We start from the raw sequence: 21168 nt of genomic DNA, 5'->3' as shown, positions 1-21168 counted from the left end.
TATTTATTCCTCAACAGAGAGCCTTCACCATGAACAAAAATACCGGCATCAAAGCCGCGCTGTTTATCAATTATTTTGTGTTTGCGATATTGCTCAACAGCGTGGGCATCGTTATCAAGCAATCGCTGGCCAATTACGGTGTTACCGAAACCGAGGCCAGCATTCTGGAAGCGTTTAAAGATTTGCCCATCGCTTTCGTTTCTTTTTTTGTGGCTTCGTTTTTGCCGAAGTTCGGCTATAAAAACAGCATGTTGCTGGGGCTGGCGCTGGTGTTTGGCGCTTGTCTGTATATGTATACGGGTAATAGCTTCGGCAGCGCCAAGGTGTTGTTTGCCACCATCGGCGTGTCGTTTGCCTTAATCAAAGTGTCGGTGTATTCGATGATCGGCCTTTTCACCCGCAGCAAGGAAGAGCACAACACCATGATGAGCTCCATCGAGGGCTTTTTCATGATCGGTATTGCTTCGGCTTATTTTATTTTCCCGGCCTTTTTCGATGCGGCCAACCCGGATGCGTGGCTGCGCGTTTACCTTTTGCTGGCGGGGCTGGTGGCGCTGGCTTTTTTGCTGCTGCTGTTTTCCAAAATGGATGTGGATGTGCCCAAAAGCGAGGGCAGCGTCGCCGAAGATTTTATGGGCATGATCAAGCTGATTGCGCTGCCTTTGGTGATTTTCTTTGTGTTGAGTGCGTTTTTGTTTGTGATGGTGGAGCAAGGCATCATGACGTGGCTGCCCACGTTTAACCACCATGTGCTCGCGCTTTCCGACACTTTGAGTGTGCAGATGGCCAGCATTTTGGCTTTGTCGCTGGCGGCGGGGCGCTTTTTGGCCGGCCAGTTGGTGAAAAAATTTCACTGGACTAAATTGCTCACGGTTTGCTTGCTGCTGGCGATGGGCATTGTGGCGTTTGTGCTGCCGCGCGCACTCGATTACCAGGCCGCGCCGGTGCACAGCTTTGGCGATATTCCGATGATCGGTTTCGTGTTTCCCTTAATCGGCCTCTTTATCGCGCCGGTGTATCCGCTGATTGCTTCGGCCACGCTCTCGGCCTTGCCGCAAAAAATGCACAGCGCCATGACCGGCCTGATTGTGATTTTCTCGGCGCTGGGCGGCACGCTCGGCTCGCGCATCATCGGCATGCTGTTTGAGCATGTGGGCGGCGCGAAAGCATTTTATTTTATGATTATCCCCATCAGCCTTTTGATTATTGCCCTGTGGCTGCTCAACAAATTCATTAAGGACTACGAAAATGCACATCAACAAGCCTGAAGTATTAGCCGCCCTGCTCGCGCAGGAAGACACCACCGGCAGCAAAACCATCACCGTGGAAGATAAAGGACCCAAGCATTTCACCGTGCGCGCTGCAAACGGCGATGCGCTGGAGGCGCGCGGCACTTATCACCTGGCCAATTTATTGCAGGAAATCTGGCTGGGCGAGGGTGAAATCGACCCTGAAAAAATCACCCTGCCGCCGCTTGAGCGCATCGATTACCTGATGCGCACCCATTATTGGCGCACGCTCACCCGCCGCATGGATGCGGATAATGTGCTGGCGGTGTTGTTTGACGAAAAACGCGCCAGCGACAGAGGCTATTTATATGTGCCCGAAGCCGATTCAGACGGCCTCGAATATTACCGCCGCATCTGCGCGGCGCACCCGAATATCGAAATCATCCCGCTGCCCGCGCCGCCTTTATCCGATGAATACCTGAAAAGCATCGAATACAAGCCCGGCCTGTTGGCCTTGAAATACGATGCCCAAAGCGGCAAACCGCGCCCTTATGTGGTGCCGGGCGGGCGCTTCAACGAAATGTATGGCTGGGACAGCTATTTCATCGCGCTGGGCTTGCTTGAGCACGGCGAATACGAATTGGCGCAAGGCATGTTGGAAAACATGGCTTATCAAATCAAGTATTACGGCAAAATGCTCAACGCCAACCGCAGCTATTACCTCACCCGCTCGCAGCCGCCTTTCTACACGCCTTATCTGGCCGCCTTTATGGCCGCTTGCGGCGAACGCGTGTCGCCCGAATGGCTGGCTGAGCATATGGGCATTGCGATTGCCGAATATGAAAACGTGTGGATGAACCCGGCCACCCGCCTCACCGAAATCGGGCTGAACCGCTATTTCGGCGAAGGACACGGCCGCCCGAAAGAAACCGAGCCCGGCCATTTCGATTTCGAGCTGCAAAAATATGCCGACAAGCATGGCCTGCCTGTGCGCGAATTCGAGCGCCTTTACGACGAAGGCAAAATCATCGAGCCGGCGCTCGACCGCTATTTCGTGCACGACCGCAGTATGCGCGAAAGCGGCCACGACACCACCACCCGCTTTGACGATGTGTGCGCCGATTTGGCCTGTGTAGATGTAAACAGCATTCTTTACCGCGTGGAAACCGACCTGGCCGCGCTCACCGACCAATATTTCGGCGGCCGCTTCGATTATCAGGGCAAAAGCTACAGCGCCGACTATTGGCGCGCGCAGGCGGCCAAGCGCCAAGCGCTGATGAATGACTATTTGTGGCACGAAGCCGAGGGCACGTTTTACGATTTCAACACCGTCAAAGGCACGCCGCAACCCTTTTTATCGGCCACCAATCTCTTGCCTTTGTGGGCAGGCTGCTGCACGCCGGCACAGGCCGAAAAATTGGTGCGCACGCAATTGCCGCAGCTTTTGCAGGTGGGCGGCATCATGTCGGCACAAGTGTGCAGCGATGCGCCCGGCCCCGAGCGCCAATGGGACGGCCCATACGGCTGGGCGCCGCACCAAATCCTGATTTGGGAAGGTCTGCAACGCTACGGCTTTGCCGATGAAGCCGCCGAAGCCGCATTTGCTTGGCTGAAAATGCTGGTGCGCGCCACGGTGGAATACAACGGCCTGATTACCGAAAAATTCAATGTGCAAAAAGCCTCGCACAAAGTGGACGCGGAATATGGCAATGTGGGCGCGGCATTCGAATATGTGCCTGCCGGTGGCTTCGGCTGGACCAACGCTTCGTTTCTGCTCGGCCAGCATTATTTGAGCGAGGCGCAAAAGCAAGTGCTAAACCGCTTGGCCGATGAAGTGGACGCATAATACCCGTCCCCGAAAGCAACCTTACTGCGTTGGCCCGCCGCCTTGTAAGCCGACTTTTTGAATGGCATAACCTGTGTTGAGGCCGTCTGAACGTTTCACCGTACCGCCGCCCGTTTGCCGGACGGCGGTTTTTATTGTGCGGCCAAGGCGTTGCGTTTGAGCCAGATGCAAACAGAGGCCGTCTGAAATAATTTCAAAGCAATCATAATCACAATAATCACGTAAATTACAAACGTAAAGCCCGCGCCAAATCAGGTAATACCGGCAACTCGGCACTTGTGCGGCAGTCTATCCGCCACGATACTGTGCAGCGCACGGCGGCCTTGCCGGCTGCCACCCCTTTTTATTCCAACAGGAGCCCTATCATGAAAAAAGCGTTATTAACCGTTTTGGCCTTGGGTGCCACCGCCGGCGCCGTGGCCGCGCCGATGAGCACCACGTTTACCGGCCCCGCCGTTGAATTGGGCGCAGGCGTGAGCAAAACCGACATCAAAAACAGCAATCTCGACAAAAAAAGCAAAGCCGATATCGCCATTCGCGGCAGCTATAATGTGGATTACGGCAGCAATTGGATTGGCGGTGGTGAAGTGGCCTATAAGCCCTTGAGCCGCACCTTGGGCAGCAATGCCGATGGCAATGCCAAGCAGAAATACGATTTATCCGCTTCGTATATCCAAGGCTACCGCGTGACCAGCGATGCCATGCTCTACGGCAAAGTCGGCTACCACTACGGCCGCTTTGAAAACCCCCGTGGCGATGCGCAAGGCATGAACGGCCTGGGCTACGGCCTCGGCGCCAAATATGCCGTCACCCCCAATGTGGAAGTGGGCGGCGAATGGGAGCAGGTGCGCTATAAAAAAAGCGGCGACAAAGCCACCAATAATGCCTTTATGGCCACCGTGGGCTATCGCTTTTAATACATTTCAAGCATAACAAACGAGGCCGTCTGAAAAGCTTTCAGACGGCCTGTTTGTTATGCTTGTAACGCAAATACCCATTCTCAAAGAAACTTATTTTTTAGACTGGGCAGCGGTATTTTTCGGCGCATCCGCGCCCACCACCACGATATTCATGTTTTGCGGCTGCACGCGCCGCTGCCAAGCGGCTTTGATTTGGGCGCTGCTTATGGCGGCCACGGCTTTGGGATAGGCTTCGAGATAATCGTCGGGCAGGTTGTAAAAGCCGATCAGGCTCAGGTATTGCAGCAATTTGGCGTTGGTGTCGAAGCGCAGGGGAAAGGCGCCGACCAAATTGCTTTTGGCTTGCTGCAATTCGGCTTCGGTGGGGCCTTCGGCCACAAAGTCGGCCAGCACTTTTTGCGCGGCGGCCAATGCCGGGGCGGCGTTGGTTTTTTGAGTGCTGAAGGCAATGCTGAAGGCGCCGGCTTCGGTGGCGGGCGCGAGGTTGCTGTAGGCGCCGTAGGTGTAGCCGTATTGATCGCGCAGGGTTTTCATCAGGCGGCCGTCGAAGCCGCCGCTGCCGAGAATGTAGTTGCCCACCACCAGCGCATAATAATCGGGGTCGTCACGGCGGATAAGCGGCATGCTCATCACGATTTGCGCCTGCTCGGCGGCAAAAGGAATATCACGCCGTTGGGCGTTGCGCTCGGGCACAGGCGGCACGGCGGCGCTGCGGCTGCTTTTTGCCGGCAGGCCGGCGAGCACGGTTTGAACCAAGGCTTCGGTTTGGCGACGGTCGATGTCGCCCACCACCGCCACGATGGCATTGTTTTTACCGTAGCGACTGCGGTGGAAGGCGCGTATGTCGGCCAGCGTTACCGCGCGCAGGCTCTGCTCGCTCGTGCGGGCGCTGCTGCCGTAGGGGTGGTCGGGGTAATCTAAAAGCGTGGCGGCGCGGTCGGCCACAAAAGCGGGGTCTGTTTCGTTTTGCTGCAAGGCGGTAACGCTTTGGTTTTGGCGGCGGCGGAACACTTCGGCATCAAAACGCGGCTCGGTGAGCGACTGATTCACCAATTTCAGCGCGGGTTGCAACACCTCGGCGCGGCTCAGGCTGCGCAGGCGGATGCTGGCGCCCTCGTCGCTGCTGCTGCTGCCGATGTCGGCGGCCAAATCGTTGGCGCGCGCGTTAAACGCTTCTTCATCCAGCGTGCGCGTGCCATCGGTGAGTATGGCGGCGGTGAAGTCGGCCACTTCACCTTTGCCCGGCGGGTTAAAGGCCGCGCCCGCGCCTTTAAAGCTGATTTGCACATCGACAATCGGGTTGTCGTGGCGTGCCACCAGTAGCACTTGCGTGCCCTCGGCGGTGTGCCAGCGCTGGATATCGACGGCGTGGGCGCTGAACGGCAGAGCGGCGCAGGCCAGCACCAAAAGGCTGCGGGAAAGAGAAAGATGCATGGCAGAAATGCTTTCAAGATTAATTTTTAACATATTGATTTTTAAATGGCTTGAGGCCGTCTGAACGTTTTCAGACGGCCTGCTTTATTCGGGCTGCACCACCACCACGGTTTGGCGCTCGGGTGTGAGCAGGCGCGCGGCGGCCTGCACTTGCGCGGCATCTACGCTTTGCAGGCGGCGGCGCAATTCGGCCTCATCGCGATAGCTGAAGCCGCGCGTTTGCAGCTGCCCCATCAGCGAGGCTTGCGCGCTCATCGAATCGCGGGCGTAGATTTCCGAAGCGGCCATGCGCGTGTGTACGCGGGCAAGCTCTTCATTGCTGATGCCGTGGCGGGCAATATCGGCAATTTCCGCTTCCAGCAGCTTTTGCAATTGAGCCACATCGGTGCGGTCGGCAGGCATGGCCACCAGCGTAAACAAAGCCGGGCCGCGGCTGAACATATCATAGCTTGCGCCCACATCCAGCGCCGCTTCTTTGCCGCGCACCAAATTTTTATCGAGGCGGCTGGCGCTGTTGCCGCTCAGAATATCGGCCAACACATCAAGCGCATAAGGCAGCGTGTCGTCGAGCTTTTCCAAAGTAGGCACGCGATAGCCGAGCGCGAGCAGGGGCTGGTGGGTCACGGCGCGGGTTTCGGCGCGTGCCGGTGCGCGCACTTGCGGCTCGGCCAGATTTTGGCGCTCAGGCAACGCGCGCGCTTGAATCGGGCCGAATAATTGCTGCACCGTGCGCAGCGTTTGCGCCGCATCCACATCGCCCACAATCACGAGCACGGCATTGTTGGGCGCATACCAGCGCCGATACCAGCGGCGCAAATCCGCCGCTTTGAGTGCGTGCAAATCGGCCATATAGCCGATAATCGGCGCTCTGTTGGCATCGGTTTGAAAGCTGCTCAGATAAAGCTGCTCCCATAATTTGCCGCCGGGGCTGTCTTCCGTGCGCTGGCGGCGCTCTTCGCGGATTACGCTCATTTCGTTGGCAAAATCTTGATTGCTGAAATTGAGGTTGGCCATGCGGTCGGCCTCCATTTTCAACACTTCGGGCAAATTGGCCGCGGCCACGGTTTCGAAATACACGGTTTCGTGGCGGTTGGTGTAGGCATTGTTCTGCCCGCCCAAAGCCGACACGCGGCGGCTGAATTCGCCCGAAGGCACCGAGGGCGTGCCTTTAAACATCATGTGCTCGAGCGCGTGGCTCAAGCCCGTTTTGCCGGCCACCTCATCGGCGCTGCCCACCCGATACCAAAGCTGTGCCACCGCCACCGGCGCGCGCGCATCTTCTTTCACAATCACTTTCATGCCGTTGGGCAGGGTTTCAGCCAGCGTTTGCGCCCACGCGGGCAGCGCGGCGGCCAGGGAAAAAATCAATAAAATGCGGCTCCACATGGCCGAATCCTTTCACAATAAACGTGCACATGGTAGCTTTTATGCGCTTGATAAACAAGGCCGTCTGAAAACGCTTCATCATGATTCAAGCGGCCTTGCCCGGCCAAAATAAGCTACAATACCGCCAAACCTATTTTATCTTCTTCCGCCCAATCCGAAGGAAAACCATGTTCAGCTTTTTCAAACGCAAGAAAAAACCGGAAACGCCCGAAACCGCGCCCGAGCAAAACGCCCAGCCGGTTGAAACGGCCGAATCCGCACCTGCCATTACAGCGCCCGAGCACACGCACACCGAGCCCGGCCACATTCCCGTGACAGTGGCCGAATTCGAGCAGCCGCAGCCTTTGAGCGAGCACGCGCGCGAAACCGTGGCCGCCGATGCCGCCACGCATCCGTTGAGCCGCTTTGCCCACGACATCGCCCACTCCGAATCCCATCCGGCCGAAACCTTGGCGCCGGATGCGACCGAAGCCGCCCCCGAAACGACCGAGAGGCCGTCTGAAACCGAAGCCACGCCGGCCATTGCCCCGTATGTGGACATACACACCGAGCCCGGCCATATTTCCGTGGCCGTGGCCGAATTCGAGCAGCCGCAGCCTTTGAGCGAACATGCCCGCGAAGCCGTGGCCGAAGATGCCGCCGGCCACCCTGTGAGCCAATTGGTGGCCGATGTGGTGGGGGGCAGCGACAAGCTGCCCGAGCAGTTCGACCCCGAAGCGCCGGTGGGCAGAATTCATGTGCCGCAGCCCGCGCCCGAAGCCGCGCCTGCCGAATTGAGCGGCCATGCCGCAGCCGATGCGCTCAAACAGGCCGACAGCATCGCCACCGTGGCCGCCGCCGTGCCGGTTGCCGCCGCAGCGGCCGCAGCCGAGCAAGCCGCTGCCGAAGAGCCGGCCAAACCCGGCTGGGCGGCGCGCCTCAAACAAGGCCTCACCAAATCGCGCGACCAAATGGCCAAATCGCTGGCCGGCGTGTTTGGCGGCGGCCAAATCGACGAAGATTTGTATGAAGAGCTCGAAACCGTGCTGATCACCAGCGATATGGGCATCGAAGCCACCGATTATCTGATGAAAGACGTGCGCAAACGCGTGAGCCTCAAAGGCCTTAAAGACGGCAACGAATTGCGCGGCGCGCTCAAAGATGCCATTTACGAGCTCATCAAGCCCTTGGAGCAGCCGCTGGAGATTCCCGCACGCAAGGAGCCGTTTGTGATTATGCTCGCCGGCATCAACGGCGCGGGCAAAACCACCTCTATCGGCAAATTGGCCAAATATTTCCAAAGCCAAGGCAAGTCGGTGCTGCTGGCCGCGGGCGACACCTTCCGCGCCGCTGCGCGCGAGCAATTGCAGGAATGGGGTGCGCGCAACAACGTGACCGTGATTTCGCAAGCCTCGGGCGATTCGGCCGCCGTGTGCTTCGATGCGGTGGAAGCGGCCAAAGCGCGCGGCATCGATATTGTGCTGGCCGACACCGCCGGCCGCCTGCCCACGCAGCTTCACCTGATGGAAGAAATCAAAAAAGTGAAGCGCGTGCTGCAAAAATCACTGCCCGACGCGCCGCATGAAATCATTGTGGTGCTCGATGCCAATATCGGCCAAAACGCCGTCAACCAAGTGGTGGCCTTCGATGACGCACTCGGCCTCACCGGCCTGATTGTCACCAAGCTCGACGGCACCGCCAAAGGCGGCGTACTCGCCGCGCTCGCTTCCAGCCGCCCGATTCCCGTGCGCTATATCGGCGTGGGCGAAAAAATCGACGACTTGCGCCCGTTTGACGCACGCGCGTTTGTGGATGCGTTGTTGGATTGATGGGCGGCTTATGTGGCTGCAAAAGCGTAATCGTGTGAACGATTACGCTTTTTTAAAACATCGTAATCAGGAAATGGTATAACTTATAGCAGCATGTTGCAAAAAGCTCAGGCCGTCTGAACGTTTTCAGACGGCCTGTTGGTTATTTATCCGACTCAGGCTTTTTTATCCGGCTGCATATTCAGCACGCTCAAGCCCGGCAAATCGGCAAAGCCGCGCTCGCGCACGATTTGGCAGAAGTTGTCGAGATAGCTTTTGCCGGCATCTTCGGCGCGCATGGCGGCGTAGAGCTCGCTTTGCAGGCCGTTTGAGGTGATGGGGCGGGAAATCACATAATCTTTTTCGAGATAAGGCATCACCGTCCAATAAGGCAGTGCGGCAATGCCGCGGCGGCTGGCCACAAGCTGGATGATGGCGATGGTGAGCTCGCTGTGGCGGCGCGGCGGGTTGATGCCCGCCGGCAGCAGCACTTTGCGCAGCAAATCGAGCATATCGTCGGGCACGGGATAGGTAATCAGGGTTTCATCGGTAAAATCTTCGGCCTGCCACACGGCTTTGCCGGCCAAGGGGTGGTCTTTGGCGCAAATGCCCACCATTTCATAAGCAAACAGCGGCTGATAAATGATACCGGTTTGCGGCACGGCTTCAGACACAATGGCCAAATCGGCGCGGTGGCTGAGCAACAAGCCCACCGGGTCGGCCTGAAAGCCCGACACGATATCGAGCTCCACTTGCGGCCACAGCGGGCGGAACACGCCCATGGCCGGCATCAGCCAATCGAAGCAGGTGTGGCATTCCACGGCCAGCCGCAATTCGCCCGCTTCGCCCTCGATAATCTGCGCCATGTCGCGCTCGGCGGCCACCACTTGCGGCATCAGGTCGCGCGCCAGTTGCAGCAGGCGCTCGCCGGCGGGGGTGAAACGCAGCGGGCTGGATTTGCGCTCGAAAAGCGGCGTTTCGTAATAATTTTCGAGCGCGCGGATTTGGTGCGACAAAGCCGATTGGGTGAGAAACACGCGCTTGGCGGCCTGCGACACGGTGCCGGTTTCTTCCAGCGCCAGCAGGGTTTTGAGGTGGCGCAATTCGATGATGGATTCCATGAATGATTTGTGTGTGATTATGAATTTCGTTCATTATAGCGATTTGCGTGGGGCGCGCCTAGGCTTTCAGACGGCCTCTTTGGAAATCTGTTTATAAATCAATGTATTGTTAATATGTTATAATGAGCCGTTTTCATTTATTTGATATGTGATTCATTATTCTCTATTTTTTGTTTTGCATTTGAAAACCGACATGACACTCACGAATAACCAACTAAGGAGCCAACATTGTCTGTTCATCAGCCCCAAAATCCCAAAAAGACCGCTTTGCAATACAAGCCGGCCACTCGAGCCGCTTCTTACCGCCATTTGGGCATGTTTGATGCGGATAAAAATTTCCAGCCGCGCGCCTCGGCCACGCCCGACACGCGCATCGACAAATTCACTTTTTTCGGCGTGTTGCTGATTTTGCTCGGCGTTACCCTGCCGCTGGTGCTTTTTCCCGAGCAGGGCGCCGATTGGGTGGCGCACACCAAGGCTTTTGTGACCAACACTTTCGGCGGCGCTTATCTGGCTTTCGGCGTGTTGGCGGTGGTGTTTGTGGTGTATATCGCGGCTTCCGATATCGGCAACATCAAGCTGGGCAAGCCGGCCGACGAGGTGGAATTCAAAACCGGCTCGTGGGCGGCGATGATGTTTTGCGGCGGCATCGGCGCGAGCATTCTTTATTGGGGCGTGTTGGAATGGGCTTATTATTATCAGGGGCCGCCTTTCGGCATTGCGGCAGGCTCGCCCGATGCGGTGCGCTGGGCCTCCACTTACGGCCTGTTTCACTGGGGGCCGGTGGCCTGGGCGATTTATTTGGTGCCGGCGGTGTCGATTGCCTATTTCGCCCATGTGCGCAATTCGCCCGTGCTCAAAGTGAGCCAAAGCCTGATGCCGCTTTTCGGTGAAAAATTCACCCGCAGCAATTGGGGCAAGCTTGTGGATGTGTTTTTCGTGTTCGGCATGATAGGCGGCGGCGCCACCACGCTGGGCTTGGCTTCGCCGATGATCACCGAGGGCTTATATGAATTATTGGGCACGCCCAACAGCCTTTCCATGCAGCTGGGCGTGTTGCTGCTCACCACCATGATTTTTGCCTACAGCGCCTATCAAGGCTTGAAAAACGGCATTCAATTTTTATCCAACATCAATTTTTATCTGGCCATGGCTTTTTTGATTTTCGTGCTGCTGGCCGGCCCCACCGTGTTTATTCTCAACACCGGCCTCGAGAGCATCGGCCGCTCCGTGACCGAAATGGTGCGCATGATGACTTGGACGGAAGCCTTCGGCCAATTCGAGCAACACGGCTTCAAGCGCACGCATTTCCCGCAAGACTGGACCGTGTTTTACTGGGCGTGGTGGCTCGTGTTTGCGCCCACCATCGGCTTATTTATCGCCAAAATCTCCAAAGGCCGCACCATCCGCCAAATGGCCGTGGGTGCCATCTTTTTCGGCTCGCTCGGCTGTGCCGCGTTTTTCATTGTGCTGGGCAACTACGGCCTTTATCTGCAACTCAGCGGCGCGCTTGATGTGGTGAATATCTTAAACACACAAAGCCCCACCGCCACCATATTCGCCATACTGGGCACCCTGCCGATGGCCAAGCTCGTGATTGCCGTGTTTACCTTGCTTGCTGTGATTTTTACCGCCACCACTTTCGACAGCATCTCCTATATTCTCGCCTCGGTGGTGCAGCACGAAGTGGACGACGAGCCGCACCGCTGGAACCGCCTATTCTGGGCATTCACCCTTTGCCTGATGCCCGCCGCGCTGATGTTTATCGGCGGCCTCTCCACCCTTCAGACGGCCTCGATTTTCGCCGGCGCGCCACTCTTGCTGATTATGAGCCTGATTATGCTCTCCACCATCAAAGCCGCGAAATACGATTTGCACTATCAGCCCGATTATTCGCTCAAAACCATCCACATCGAAGCCCTGCCCGAAAGCGCTCCGTGGGAGCAGGGCGAAACCTCAGAAGCGCCCGAAGGCTCGGTGCTGGCGCAGCAGGCGCAATATGAAGAGCAGCGCCAGCAGGAAGAAGAAAACAGCCGCGAGCCATAAGCGGGGATAAGCATGCAAAGAGGCCGTCTGAAAGCTTTCAGACGGCCTCTTTGCATGTGCAGCCAATCAAAATATTTGTCATGTATTTTCATATTAATGTAAAATTCATATTTACATATTCATACAAATATTGCAAATATCAATGCACTTAATAACAAATGTAATCAAATACGCTGCTGTTTTTACGTTTCTTGTCTATCCTCATGCCGCATCGGCCAACGACGCCGACACCGAATTCAACCGCAACCAGCAGCGCCAGCAGCAGCTCGACAATCGCTTGATTCCTGATGTTGACGTGCGCTTGGGCGGCGATTTGCCGGCTCGCGCCCCGTTCAAATTAGGCGCACCCGAAAGCCCGTGTATGGCGGTGCAGGAAATTACCCTCAATGATGCGCCCGACGAATTCGCCTTTATTGTGCCCACGCTGGTGAAGCAATCCGGCTTCATCCCAGGCATGTGTTTGGGCAGCAAGCGCCTGCAACATTTGCAAACGCTGGCGCAAAACATCGCCATTGCCAAGGGCTTTCTCACCAGCCAAGTGTATATCGCGCCGCAAGATTTGGCTTCAGGCCGTCTGAAACTCAGCGTAGAGCCGGGTCGGCTCGGCAGCATACGCTACGAAGAAAATCAGGGCGATGCCGCCAGCGTTGGCCGCATTTCCGCCTTTGCCAATAAATTTCCCAACCAAAGCGGCGATATTCTGAATCTGCGCGATTTAGAGCAGGGCTTGGAAAACCTGCGCCGCCTGCCCAGCGTGGCCGCCGATATCCGCATTGAGCCGGGTGAAATGGAAGGGCAGAGCGATATTGTGGTGAGCTGGCAGCAGCCGCGGCCGCTGCGTTTCAACATCAATGCAAACGATGCCGGCAGCAAAACCACCGGCAAATATCAGGGTAGCCTGGCGCTTTCGCTTGATAATCCTTTGGGCTTGAGCGATTTGTTTTACGCCAGCTACAGCCATGATTTAGGCCATAAAGCGTCCTACACCGATGCCGAAGGCATCACCACCGGCAGCGGCACCCGCGGCTACAGCCTGCATTATTCCGTGCCGGTCGGCCATTGGCTTTTTGCATGGAACCACAACGGCTACCGCTATCACGAAGCTGTGGAAGGCATCCACACCAACCTCGATTACAACGGCAAAAGCCATCACAGCAACATCAGCGCGAGCAGGGTAGTGTTTCGCAATGCGCGCCACAAAACCACGCTTGGCGCCAAGCTGTGGCAGCAGCAAAGCCAAAAATACTACGATAACAATGAAATCGAAGTGCAGCGCCGCCGCACCGCCGGCTGGGCGGCCGATATCGACCATCGGGCGCAGCTCGGCTGGGGCAGCCTTTACGGCAGCTTGGCCTACAAGCGCGGCACCGGCATGCGCGGCAGCCTTAAAGCGCCGGAAGAGTTCAACGAAGAAAACGACATCATTCCCGGCACTTCGCGCATGAAAATCATCCATGCCACGCTGGGTGCGGCTGTGCCGTTTCAAATCGGCCGCCATTATTTTTCTTACGATGGCGAAATATTCGCCCAATGGAACAAATCACCCTTGGTGTCGCAAGACCATTTGGCCATCGGCAGCCGCTACACCGTGCGCGGCTTTGATGGCGAGCGCAATCTCAGTGGCGAGCGCGGCTGGTATGGGCAAAATAACCTCAATTGGCATTATCTGCCCGAGCATCAAGCCTATCTCGGCCTTGATTACGGCCGCGTGTCCGGCTTGAGCACTCGCGGCTTGCCCGCGCAAAAATTGGCCGGCGCCGTGATCGGCCTCAAAGGCGCGCAAGCCTTGGGCGGCCTGCTGAGCTACGACGTGTTTATCGGCAAGCCCTTAAGCAAACCCGCCCATTTTCAAACCGAGCGCACTACTTACGGCTTTAACCTCAACTACAGCTTTTAAACCAAGGCCGTCTGAAAATATTTAATCCAAGGGAAATATAAATGAACAAGCACCTGCATAAAATCATTTTCAACAAAAAGCGCGGCTGCATGATGGCCGTGGCCGAGCATGCCGCCCGCGAAGGCAAATCCACGCAAGACAGCTCCGCGCGCGCCGGCTTCACCCTGCAAGCCGGCATGCCCATGCTGGCCGCTTGCGGCGTGTTGCTCGGCGGCATCGGCTTTGCCCAAGCGCAAATCATTGCCGACAAATCCGCCCCCGCCAATCAGCAGGCCGCCGTGTTGAAACACAGCAGCGGCGCACCGTTGGTAAACATCCAAACCCCCACCGCCAAAGGCCTCAGCCACAACCGCTACACCCAATTCGATGTCGACAACAAAGGCGCCGTGCTCAACAACAGCCGCACAGCCAACCCGAATTTGGCCAAAGGCAGTGCCAAAGTGATTCTCAACGAAATCCGCAGCACCAGCCCCAGCAAGCTTGCCGGCATCATCAGCGTGGAAGGCAGCAAGGCAGACGTGATTATCGCCAACCCGGCCGGCATTCAGGTAAACGGCGGCGGCTTTAAAAACGCCAACCGCGCCGTGCTCACCACCGGCGCACCGGTGATTAAAGAGGGCGCGCTGCACCAGCTCGACATCCGCCAAGGCACGGTTGCCATCGGCGCGGGCGGCCTCAACGATGCAGGCAGCACCGGCGCGGGCTACACCGAAATCCTCAGCCGCGCCGCCACCGTGCAAGGCAAAATCCAAGCCAATCAGCTCACCATCGCCACCGGCGCGCAAAAAATCGATTATGCAAGCGGCGAAATCAGCAGCGGCAGCGCCGCCGGCACCAAGCCTGCGCTTGCCATCGACACCGCCGCCTTAGGCAGCATGTATGCAGGCAGCATCACCCTGATTGCCAACGAAAAAGGCTTGGGCGTGAAAAACGCCGGCACCTTGCAGGCCGAGCGCCAATTGGTGCTCACCTCGGCCGGCAAAATTGAAAACAGCGGCCAAATCCGCACCACATCCGCCGCAACCGAAGCCGCGCCCACTTATTTGAGCCTCACCACCACCGACCAAGCGGCCAACAGCGGCAACGGCGATATTGATTCCACCGCCGGCAAAATCGAGAGCAAAGGCCTGATGGTGGTCGATGCCGGTCGCGATTTGGTGCTCAGCAACACCGCGCTCAATCAAAGCAACGTTCAGACGGCCTCCGCCATCATTCTCGATGCCGGCCGCCATATCCAAATCAACAAAAAAGCCGCGCTCACCAACAGCGGCAGCGGCGCCATCAGCGCAGCCGCCGGCGGCAACATTACGATAAACGACGCCAAGCTTGGCAGCAGCGGCCAAATCTACACCGCCGCCCAAGGCAGCAACCACCTGCAAAACAACAGCACCCTCAGCGCCAAGCAAGACATCAGCATCTTGGCCAACGGCAATGTGCAACTCAATGCCGGCCATCTGGCCAGCAGCGCAGGCAGCATCCACCTTGAAGCCGCCAAGCCTGCCTCACTTGCCGCCAACCCGGCGCCCGCCAATGCTAATATCAGCGGCGGCAGCCTCAGCGCCGCCAAAAACATCGTGGCGCTGGCCGATAACGACATCAGCGCCACCACCACCATCAAAGCCGCCGAAGCCGTTTACCTGCATGCCGGTAAAAACCTTAATCTCACCGTGGGCGCAGAGCTGCCCGCCGCCACGCAAAACGTGAGCCTGAAAGCCGGCGAAAAAGCCTTAATCGGTGCCGCTTCGCCGAAAAATCTGAATGCAGCCAAAGATTTGAGCATTGCCGCCGGCAGCATCACCGTGGAAAGATTGAATCTTAAAGCCGGCAGCGGCAACCTCAGCCTAAGCGCCCAAAGCGGCGACCTCGGCCTTGCCCCCAACACCCAATTAAATGCCGGCCAAAATATCGAAGCCGCCGCCTTGCAAGGCAATATTGTTTCAGACGGCCTAAACGCCACCGCCGCCAACGGCCACCTCAGCATCATGGCCAACGGCCGCGTTGACTTGCTGAGCATCGGCACCGCCGCCGCCAAACTCAGCGGCAAAACCGGCGTGGCGCTCGGCTCGGTGGGCAAAGGCCGTCTGAAAACCGACAACACCGACATCACTGCTGCCGAAGGCGATATCCGCTTGGTGTCCGGCGCAGACATGATTATCGGCAACGGTAAGCAGCAAAACACCTTGCTCGCCCGCCATATCCAAGCCCAAAGCAGCAACGGCGCCCTCAGCATCAATCAGGCTAAAATCAGCGCCACCCGCGGCGCAATCCAGCTCGAAGCCAAACAAGATTTAACGCTTAACCAAGTGGCCGCCACCTCATCGCAAAACACCACCATCGCCGCCGATGCCGGCAAAGTGCATTTGAATCAGGTAAATGCCAGCGCCGGGCAGCATATGGCCATCAGCAGCCGCAACAACCAAATTCTGCAAAACGACAAACAAAGCACCGCCAACACCCTCAAAGCCAACGGCGTGCTCTCTATTCACAGTGACTGGCTGCACCACGCCAACAACAGCCATATGCAGGGCGGCGCCGTGCACCTGAAATCCAACGGCAGCAACCTCAACCTCGGCAGCGGCAACAGCAGCCTGAAAGCCCTGAGCAACCCGGTGCTGAAAAACGATGCCAAGCTGAAAAGCCTTGATGGCAGCATCAATATCGAAGCCAAAAGCGATGTGTATATCCAGCCCGGCTATACCGTTGCCGCCGATGGCAACTTCCACCTCAAAGCCGGCAACAAGCTCACCCTTGCCGGCAAAAGCGGCAACAAAGGCAACCCCAGCGGCACCACTTCCACGCTCAGCGCCAAAGGCGACATCAAGCTGATCGCTGGCGAAGCCGATATTCAGGCGGCCAAGATTGCGGCAGGGAAAGATTTGACCGTGGGCACGACTAAAGGGCAGTTGAATATCACAGCATTAAAAAATGAATTTAGTGATTACATATCCATTAAGAAAGTGCAAGAATTAAATCAACAAATAGAGCCTTTAGCTAAAGAATTGGAAAGACTAACCAATAATCCTAAATACGCTGGAGAGAAAATGGCGTATGAAGCAGCTATTAGCTCGTATAAAATGAAGATGGAAATGCCAAAAATGTATCGTGATGATGCATTTGAGAATTTATTGTTGGATATGGCAAAGAAAAGATTTGCTAAGCACGATGCACCTGTTAAGCCTATTCGTGAGTATAAAGAATATCTGGATTTGATGTTGGAGCTATCTTCTCAAAAAGGCAATGGTCATGAATATTTAGGTAGTGAGCTGAATGGAAGAAATATTAATCTGCTTTCAGCGCAAGGTATCAATATGGAGGCTGCTACGCTTACTGCTGCCCAACAAGTTGATTTGCAAGCAGCAGGGTTATTACCTTCTTCATCGGCAGCGGCGATAAAAGGGGAACGGCAAGCGTCAATTATGATTAATGGTTTATCTGAATTCTATGAATATGGTAAAGAAAATGGCAATGACTATAAATATGCGATGTTCAATAAGCCAAGTAAAATTTCTGCAGTCGGTAATGTAAATATTATTGCGCCCAATGACAGTGCCAACAGCCATTTGATAATAAATGCTTCAGAAATTAATTCTGAACGAGGTAAGATTAAATTGCAATCTTATGGGGATATTCTCTTGAGATACAATCAAGAAGGGTTCTATTCTTACCATCATGGTGAATATACAACCAGCTCTTTCTGGAGTAAAAAACATCATAGTCATACCAATATCCGAGAGGAAATCAGACCTTCAATTGTCAAAATGAAAGGAGATAAAGGCATAGAACTTAAAGCTGGACAAAATATTGCCGCATATGCAACAGAGTTTGATGCTCCTAGAGGTAGTATCAATATTGCAGCAGGCAAAGCTTTATCCTTATTTGCGGTTGATAAAGTATTTCGTGAACAAAATAGCAGCAATTCTAGCAGGAAATTTTTGAGCTTTATCAAGGTGGGAAGCTCTTCTAATAAATCAACAGCCTATGTTAATGAGATGCTTCCTGCTACTTTACAAGCTGAAAAAGCTGATACTCAATCAGGCTGGGATACCTTATTACAGGGCACTATTTTTAAAACTTCACTCGAAGGTGCCACTATCCAAGCCGGCGTAGGCGAAAATGCCCGTAAAGATGCCAAAATCATCCTGCAAGGCATCAAAACCACGGTGCAAAAAGAAGAAAGCAGCGAATCCAACGCCGTGGTGTGGCAAAGCATGGCCGGCAGCGGCAGCATGGTGGAAACCCTCGCCCTGCCCAAATTCGAAGGCCCCACCCCGCCCAAGCTCAGCGCGCCCGGCGGCTATATTGTCGATATCCCCAAAGGCCAGCTCAAAACCGAAATCGAAAAGCTCGCCCGCCAGCCCGAATATGCCTATTTGAAGCAATTGCAGCTTTCCAAAGATGTCGACTGGAATCAGGTTAAGCTGGCTTACGACAAATGGGATTATAAGCAAGAAGGCCTCACCGGCGCAGGCGCAGCCATTATCGTGATTATCGTTACCGTGCTGACCTACGGTGCCGGCACCGGCGCAGCAGCCGGAGCGGCAGGCGGTGGCGCAGCAGCAGGAAGCGGTGCGGCAGGTGCAGCCGCGGCCACAACAGCCACCACGGCTACCACTACCGCAGCAGCCATGCAAGCAGCAGCTTTGAACAGCCTCTACAGCCAAGCGGCCATTGCCGTGATCAACAACAAAGGCAATGTGGGCAAAGCCCTGAAAGATCTCGGCCGCAGCGACACCGTCAAACAAGTGCTAACAGCCGCCGCCACCGCAGGCGTGTTGAGCGAACTGAGCGGCATTGCCACCGCAGCGGGCAACCAAGCCAGCAGCGCCACCGGCTATGATTGGACAGGCACCTTCACCACCAACCTGATTAACACAAGCAGCGCCGCAGCCACCTACACCGCCATTAATGGCGGCAGCCTGAGCGACAGCTTGGAAAAATCAATATTAGCCGCACTGGTTCAAACCGGTCATGGTGCAGCTGCAAGCAAAATCAAAGGCATCACGGCAGGCGACAATGTACAGTTTTATCAGCAAGTCGCCCATAAAGTGGCACATGCCGTGGCCGGCTGCGCCGCAGCGGCGGCAAATAGGGGCAAATGCCAAGATGGCGCCATTGGCGCGGCAGTAGGTGAGATTGTGGCAGAAGTTTACGGTAAGCCTGCCAATGCAACGGAAGAGGCCAAATTGCTCACGCTTTTCAAGGTGGCCGCCGCTTCCGCAGCTACGCTTGCAGGCGGAGATGCCAATACCGCTGCCAATATTGCAGAAACGGCGGTGAGGAATAATTATTTACTTCGCAAAGATTGGGATGATTATGATAAAAAACTGAATAGTTGTGGTACGGATAAGAAGTGTGTAGATAATGCAAAAAAAGAGCTAGTTGAATTAAGCCGTAAAAGAAACAATGAATTATTAAATGTATGCCGTGCTGATCCAGATAGTAATTCATGTAAAACTAAATTGAAAGATGCCAACCTTTCCACTGAAATTACGAATCAAATGATTGATAAGTATAAAGAGAATAAAAAATTCTCTGGAGATTTAAAGAATAGCAGTATATCTATTAAGGATTTTTATGTGCCAGATGCAACAACATTGAAATATCTTGATACTGCATGGAAACAAGTACCTATAGGGCAATATGTTGCAATTAATTTGAATAGCCCAGAGATTTTAGGATTGGGGTATGGAAGTAGAGTAATTGTAAATACTCGAACAGGAGAAGTATTCATTTCTGTTGCCGGTTCATCAAATTTTAAAAATATTTCAGATGTATCTATAAAAAGTTTTAAATCAGGAGGGTTTAATATTGTTATGGGAAGCATTCTAAATACCTCGGATTTGGAAAAAATTAATATTGATAAAACAATTACGGCAGCATTGCAAGGGACTTCTAATGGAGGACAAATTTGTATTTATTTAATATGTGGCGGAGGAGCAAAAACAATAGGTGGAGACACGGTAAAATACTCAGCAGAACTAGGTTTAGGCACGCCTAGCATTTCATTAGGGGTTGAAAAAGTAGCAAGAATAGGGCAAGTGGAATATCAAAATGGGAAATGGAATTGGAAATGGGAAAAATAATTAAATATCAAAATATAATCAAACATCTAATTGGAATTGCATTGTTTCTGTTAACGGCAATATTGATGATGTGGCTTTCATCACCCAATGGGCCGATTTACAACAGTAAAACAAAAGGACTAGATGCACAAAAATTGAAAATTCAATCAGAAATTATGCAATTTTCTGATCAGTATCAAATAATATTGAAGGGAGAAGGTTTTAGGGCTGGTATAGCTGGGATGGCTTTTGAAATCAAAGGTAAAAATAATGAGCCAATTGAAATGCAGGATATTCGGGCAAGAGTGGTAGATCTTGGCTTTAGTGATAAATATTTATGTCGGGGAACAGAAGGAATCGGCTTGGATAGTGATTATTACACAGATGAGGGGATGTATCAGAAAGTGTTTCTTCAATGGCGAAATCCTGCAGAAAAATGCAAAAAACATTGAACAAGAGTAGCCTGTGCATAGGATATATGCCATAGACACGTACGCGTCTTAACCAGCTTGTGCTTCTAGCTTTCGATGATAAAAAAACTTAAGGCCGTCTGAAAAATTAATCTTTCAGACGGCCTTGTTGTTAAATGAAAAAACGTGTGCGTGCCTATGCATCTGCACTTACCAAGCGGCACGGTCGTCACCGGCACTTCCGCGGCCATGGCAAACGCCGCCTTCCTGTCGCTGGCCACCCAAGCCTCTATCAGCTTGGTCAACAACAAAGGCAACCTTGGCAAAACCTTTAAAGAGCTGGGCAGAAGCAGCACCGTTAAAAACCTCGCCACCGCCGTGCTCACCGCCGGCGTGGCCGACAAAATCGGCGCCACCTCCGCACTCAACAACGTCAGCAACACCGAATGGGTAAACAACCTCAGCGTCAACCTTGCCACCGCCGGCAGCAGCGCCGTGATCAGCACCGCCATCAATGGCGGCAGCCTGCAAGATAGCCTGGAAAGCGCCATATTGTCCGCGCTGGTTCAGACGGCGCATGGTGCAGCGGCGAGCAAGATAAAAGATTTGGATAATCACTATATCGCCCATAAAGTTGCCCATGCCGTGGCAGGTTGTGCCGCAGCGGCGGCAAATAAGGGCAAATGCCAAGATGGCGCGATTGGCGCGGCAGTGGGTGAGATTGTGGGAGAGAAATTGCTGGGCGGTAGAGACCTTAGCAAACTGCCTGCAGCAGAGCGTGCTGCAGAAGAGGCGAAGATAATTGCTTACTCGCGCTTGGTCGCGGGTACGGCTGCAGGGTTGACCGGCGGCGATGTGAATGTGGCGGCGGATGCGGCCAAGGTGGCGGTGGAGAATAATACTTTAAGAGAAGAGTTGATTTTAGAAGTGCATCGGCATGATGAATTTATGAATTCACTCAGTCCGTCAGAACGGCAACAATGGCAAAAAGCTTTCCAAGATGCAGATTTGGAAACCTTGGATATTGCGG

The 21168-nt window shown here is 54.6% G+C and carries 11 protein-coding genes and 1 pseudogene; 9 read left to right on the top strand and 3 right to left on the bottom strand.

Annotated features, from left to right (window positions below):
* Nucleotides 1-29 precede the first annotated feature (29 nt).
* From EV680_RS06185 to EV680_RS06175, 3 genes are all read left to right on the top strand, one after another.
* Nucleotides 30-1268, top strand: a complete 1239-nt coding sequence (locus EV680_RS06185; protein WP_132953872.1) for an MFS transporter — start codon at nt 30-32, stop codon at nt 1266-1268.
* The gene (locus EV680_RS06180) at nt 1249-3075 is read left to right on the top strand and encodes a trehalase family glycosidase (RefSeq protein ID WP_132953871.1); all 1827 of its coding nucleotides are present in this window, start codon (nt 1249-1251) and stop codon (nt 3073-3075) included. Before EV680_RS06185 ends, EV680_RS06180 begins: the two co-directional genes overlap by 20 nt.
* A 365-nt stretch (nt 3076-3440) precedes the next feature.
* A complete protein-coding gene (locus EV680_RS06175) occupies nt 3441-3992 on the top strand; it encodes a porin family protein (protein ID WP_132953870.1) in 552 nt (183 codons plus the stop codon).
* 93 nt (nt 3993-4085) lie between these two features.
* Here the strand turns inward: EV680_RS06175 and EV680_RS06170 are convergent, their stop codons facing one another.
* Complete coding sequence (locus EV680_RS06170; RefSeq protein ID WP_132953869.1) at nt 4086-5429, bottom strand: M16 family metallopeptidase; 1344 nt, start codon at nt 5427-5429, stop codon at nt 4086-4088.
* An 84-nt stretch (nt 5430-5513) separates the two neighbouring features.
* The gene (locus tag EV680_RS06165) at nt 5514-6815 is read right to left on the bottom strand and encodes a M16 family metallopeptidase (RefSeq protein ID WP_132953868.1); all 1302 of its coding nucleotides are present in this window, start codon (nt 6813-6815) and stop codon (nt 5514-5516) included.
* Between the two features lie 167 nt (nt 6816-6982).
* On the opposite strand from EV680_RS06165, the gene ftsY reads away from it, so the two are divergent.
* Nucleotides 6983-8623 (top strand): signal recognition particle-docking protein FtsY, encoded by a 1641-nt coding sequence (gene ftsY / locus EV680_RS06160; protein ID WP_132953867.1) that lies wholly within the window; start codon nt 6983-6985, stop codon nt 8621-8623.
* Nucleotides 8624-8778: 155 nt separating this feature from the next.
* Here ftsY and EV680_RS06155 read toward each other — a convergent pair whose 3' ends face one another.
* Complete coding sequence (locus tag EV680_RS06155) at nt 8779-9723, bottom strand: LysR family transcriptional regulator (protein ID WP_132953866.1); 945 nt, start codon at nt 9721-9723, stop codon at nt 8779-8781.
* A gap of 267 nt (nt 9724-9990) precedes the next feature.
* On the opposite strand from EV680_RS06155, the gene EV680_RS06150 reads away from it, so the two are divergent.
* From EV680_RS06150 to EV680_RS12115, 5 genes and pseudogenes are all read left to right on the top strand, one after another.
* A complete protein-coding gene (locus EV680_RS06150; RefSeq protein WP_243650344.1) occupies nt 9991-11769 on the top strand; it encodes a BCCT family transporter in 1779 nt (592 codons plus the stop codon).
* A 142-nt stretch (nt 11770-11911) separates the two neighbouring features.
* Nucleotides 11912-13666, top strand: coding sequence for a ShlB/FhaC/HecB family hemolysin secretion/activation protein (locus EV680_RS06145; protein WP_132953865.1), 1755 nt, complete (start codon nt 11912-11914; stop codon nt 13664-13666).
* Nucleotides 13667-13707: 41 nt separating this feature from the next.
* Nucleotides 13708-19749 (top strand): two-partner secretion domain-containing protein, encoded by a 6042-nt coding sequence (locus tag EV680_RS06140; RefSeq protein WP_132953864.1) that lies wholly within the window; start codon nt 13708-13710, stop codon nt 19747-19749.
* Nucleotides 19737-20180: a hypothetical protein gene (locus EV680_RS06135; RefSeq protein WP_132953863.1), complete on the top strand. Its 444-nt coding sequence runs from the start codon at nt 19737-19739 to the stop codon at nt 20178-20180. Before EV680_RS06140 ends, EV680_RS06135 begins: the two co-directional genes overlap by 13 nt.
* A gap of 186 nt (nt 20181-20366) precedes the next feature.
* Nucleotides 20367-21122: pseudogene (locus EV680_RS12115) on the top strand (DUF637 domain-containing protein); the annotation flags it as partial.
* Between the last annotated feature and the right edge of the window lie 46 nt (nt 21123-21168).

The sequence above is a fragment of the Uruburuella suis genome (assembly GCF_004341385.1).
In the GTDB taxonomy this organism is placed as follows: Bacteria; Pseudomonadota; Gammaproteobacteria; order Burkholderiales; family Neisseriaceae; genus Neisseria; species Neisseria suis.
This window is presented reverse-complemented; position numbering and strand designations above follow the sequence as displayed.

Coding starts and splice junctions, on each gene's coding strand:
- EV680_RS06165 (WP_132953868.1), bottom strand. CDS start 6,815: ATGTGGAGCCGCATTTTATTGATTTTTTCCCTGGCCGCCGCGCTGCCC.
- EV680_RS06135 (WP_132953863.1), top strand. CDS start 19,737: ATGGGAAAAATAATTAAATATCAAAATATAATCAAACATCTAATTGGA.
- EV680_RS06155 (WP_132953866.1), bottom strand. CDS start 9,723: ATGGAATCCATCATCGAATTGCGCCACCTCAAAACCCTGCTGGCGCTG.
- EV680_RS06180 (WP_132953871.1), top strand. CDS start 1,249: ATGCACATCAACAAGCCTGAAGTATTAGCCGCCCTGCTCGCGCAGGAA.
- EV680_RS06170 (WP_132953869.1), bottom strand. CDS start 5,429: ATGCATCTTTCTCTTTCCCGCAGCCTTTTGGTGCTGGCCTGCGCCGCT.
- EV680_RS06175 (WP_132953870.1), top strand. CDS start 3,441: ATGAAAAAAGCGTTATTAACCGTTTTGGCCTTGGGTGCCACCGCCGGC.
- EV680_RS06145 (WP_132953865.1), top strand. CDS start 11,912: ATGCACTTAATAACAAATGTAATCAAATACGCTGCTGTTTTTACGTTT.
- EV680_RS06140 (WP_132953864.1), top strand. CDS start 13,708: ATGAACAAGCACCTGCATAAAATCATTTTCAACAAAAAGCGCGGCTGC.
- ftsY (WP_132953867.1), top strand. CDS start 6,983: ATGTTCAGCTTTTTCAAACGCAAGAAAAAACCGGAAACGCCCGAAACC.
- EV680_RS06185 (WP_132953872.1), top strand. CDS start 30: ATGAACAAAAATACCGGCATCAAAGCCGCGCTGTTTATCAATTATTTT.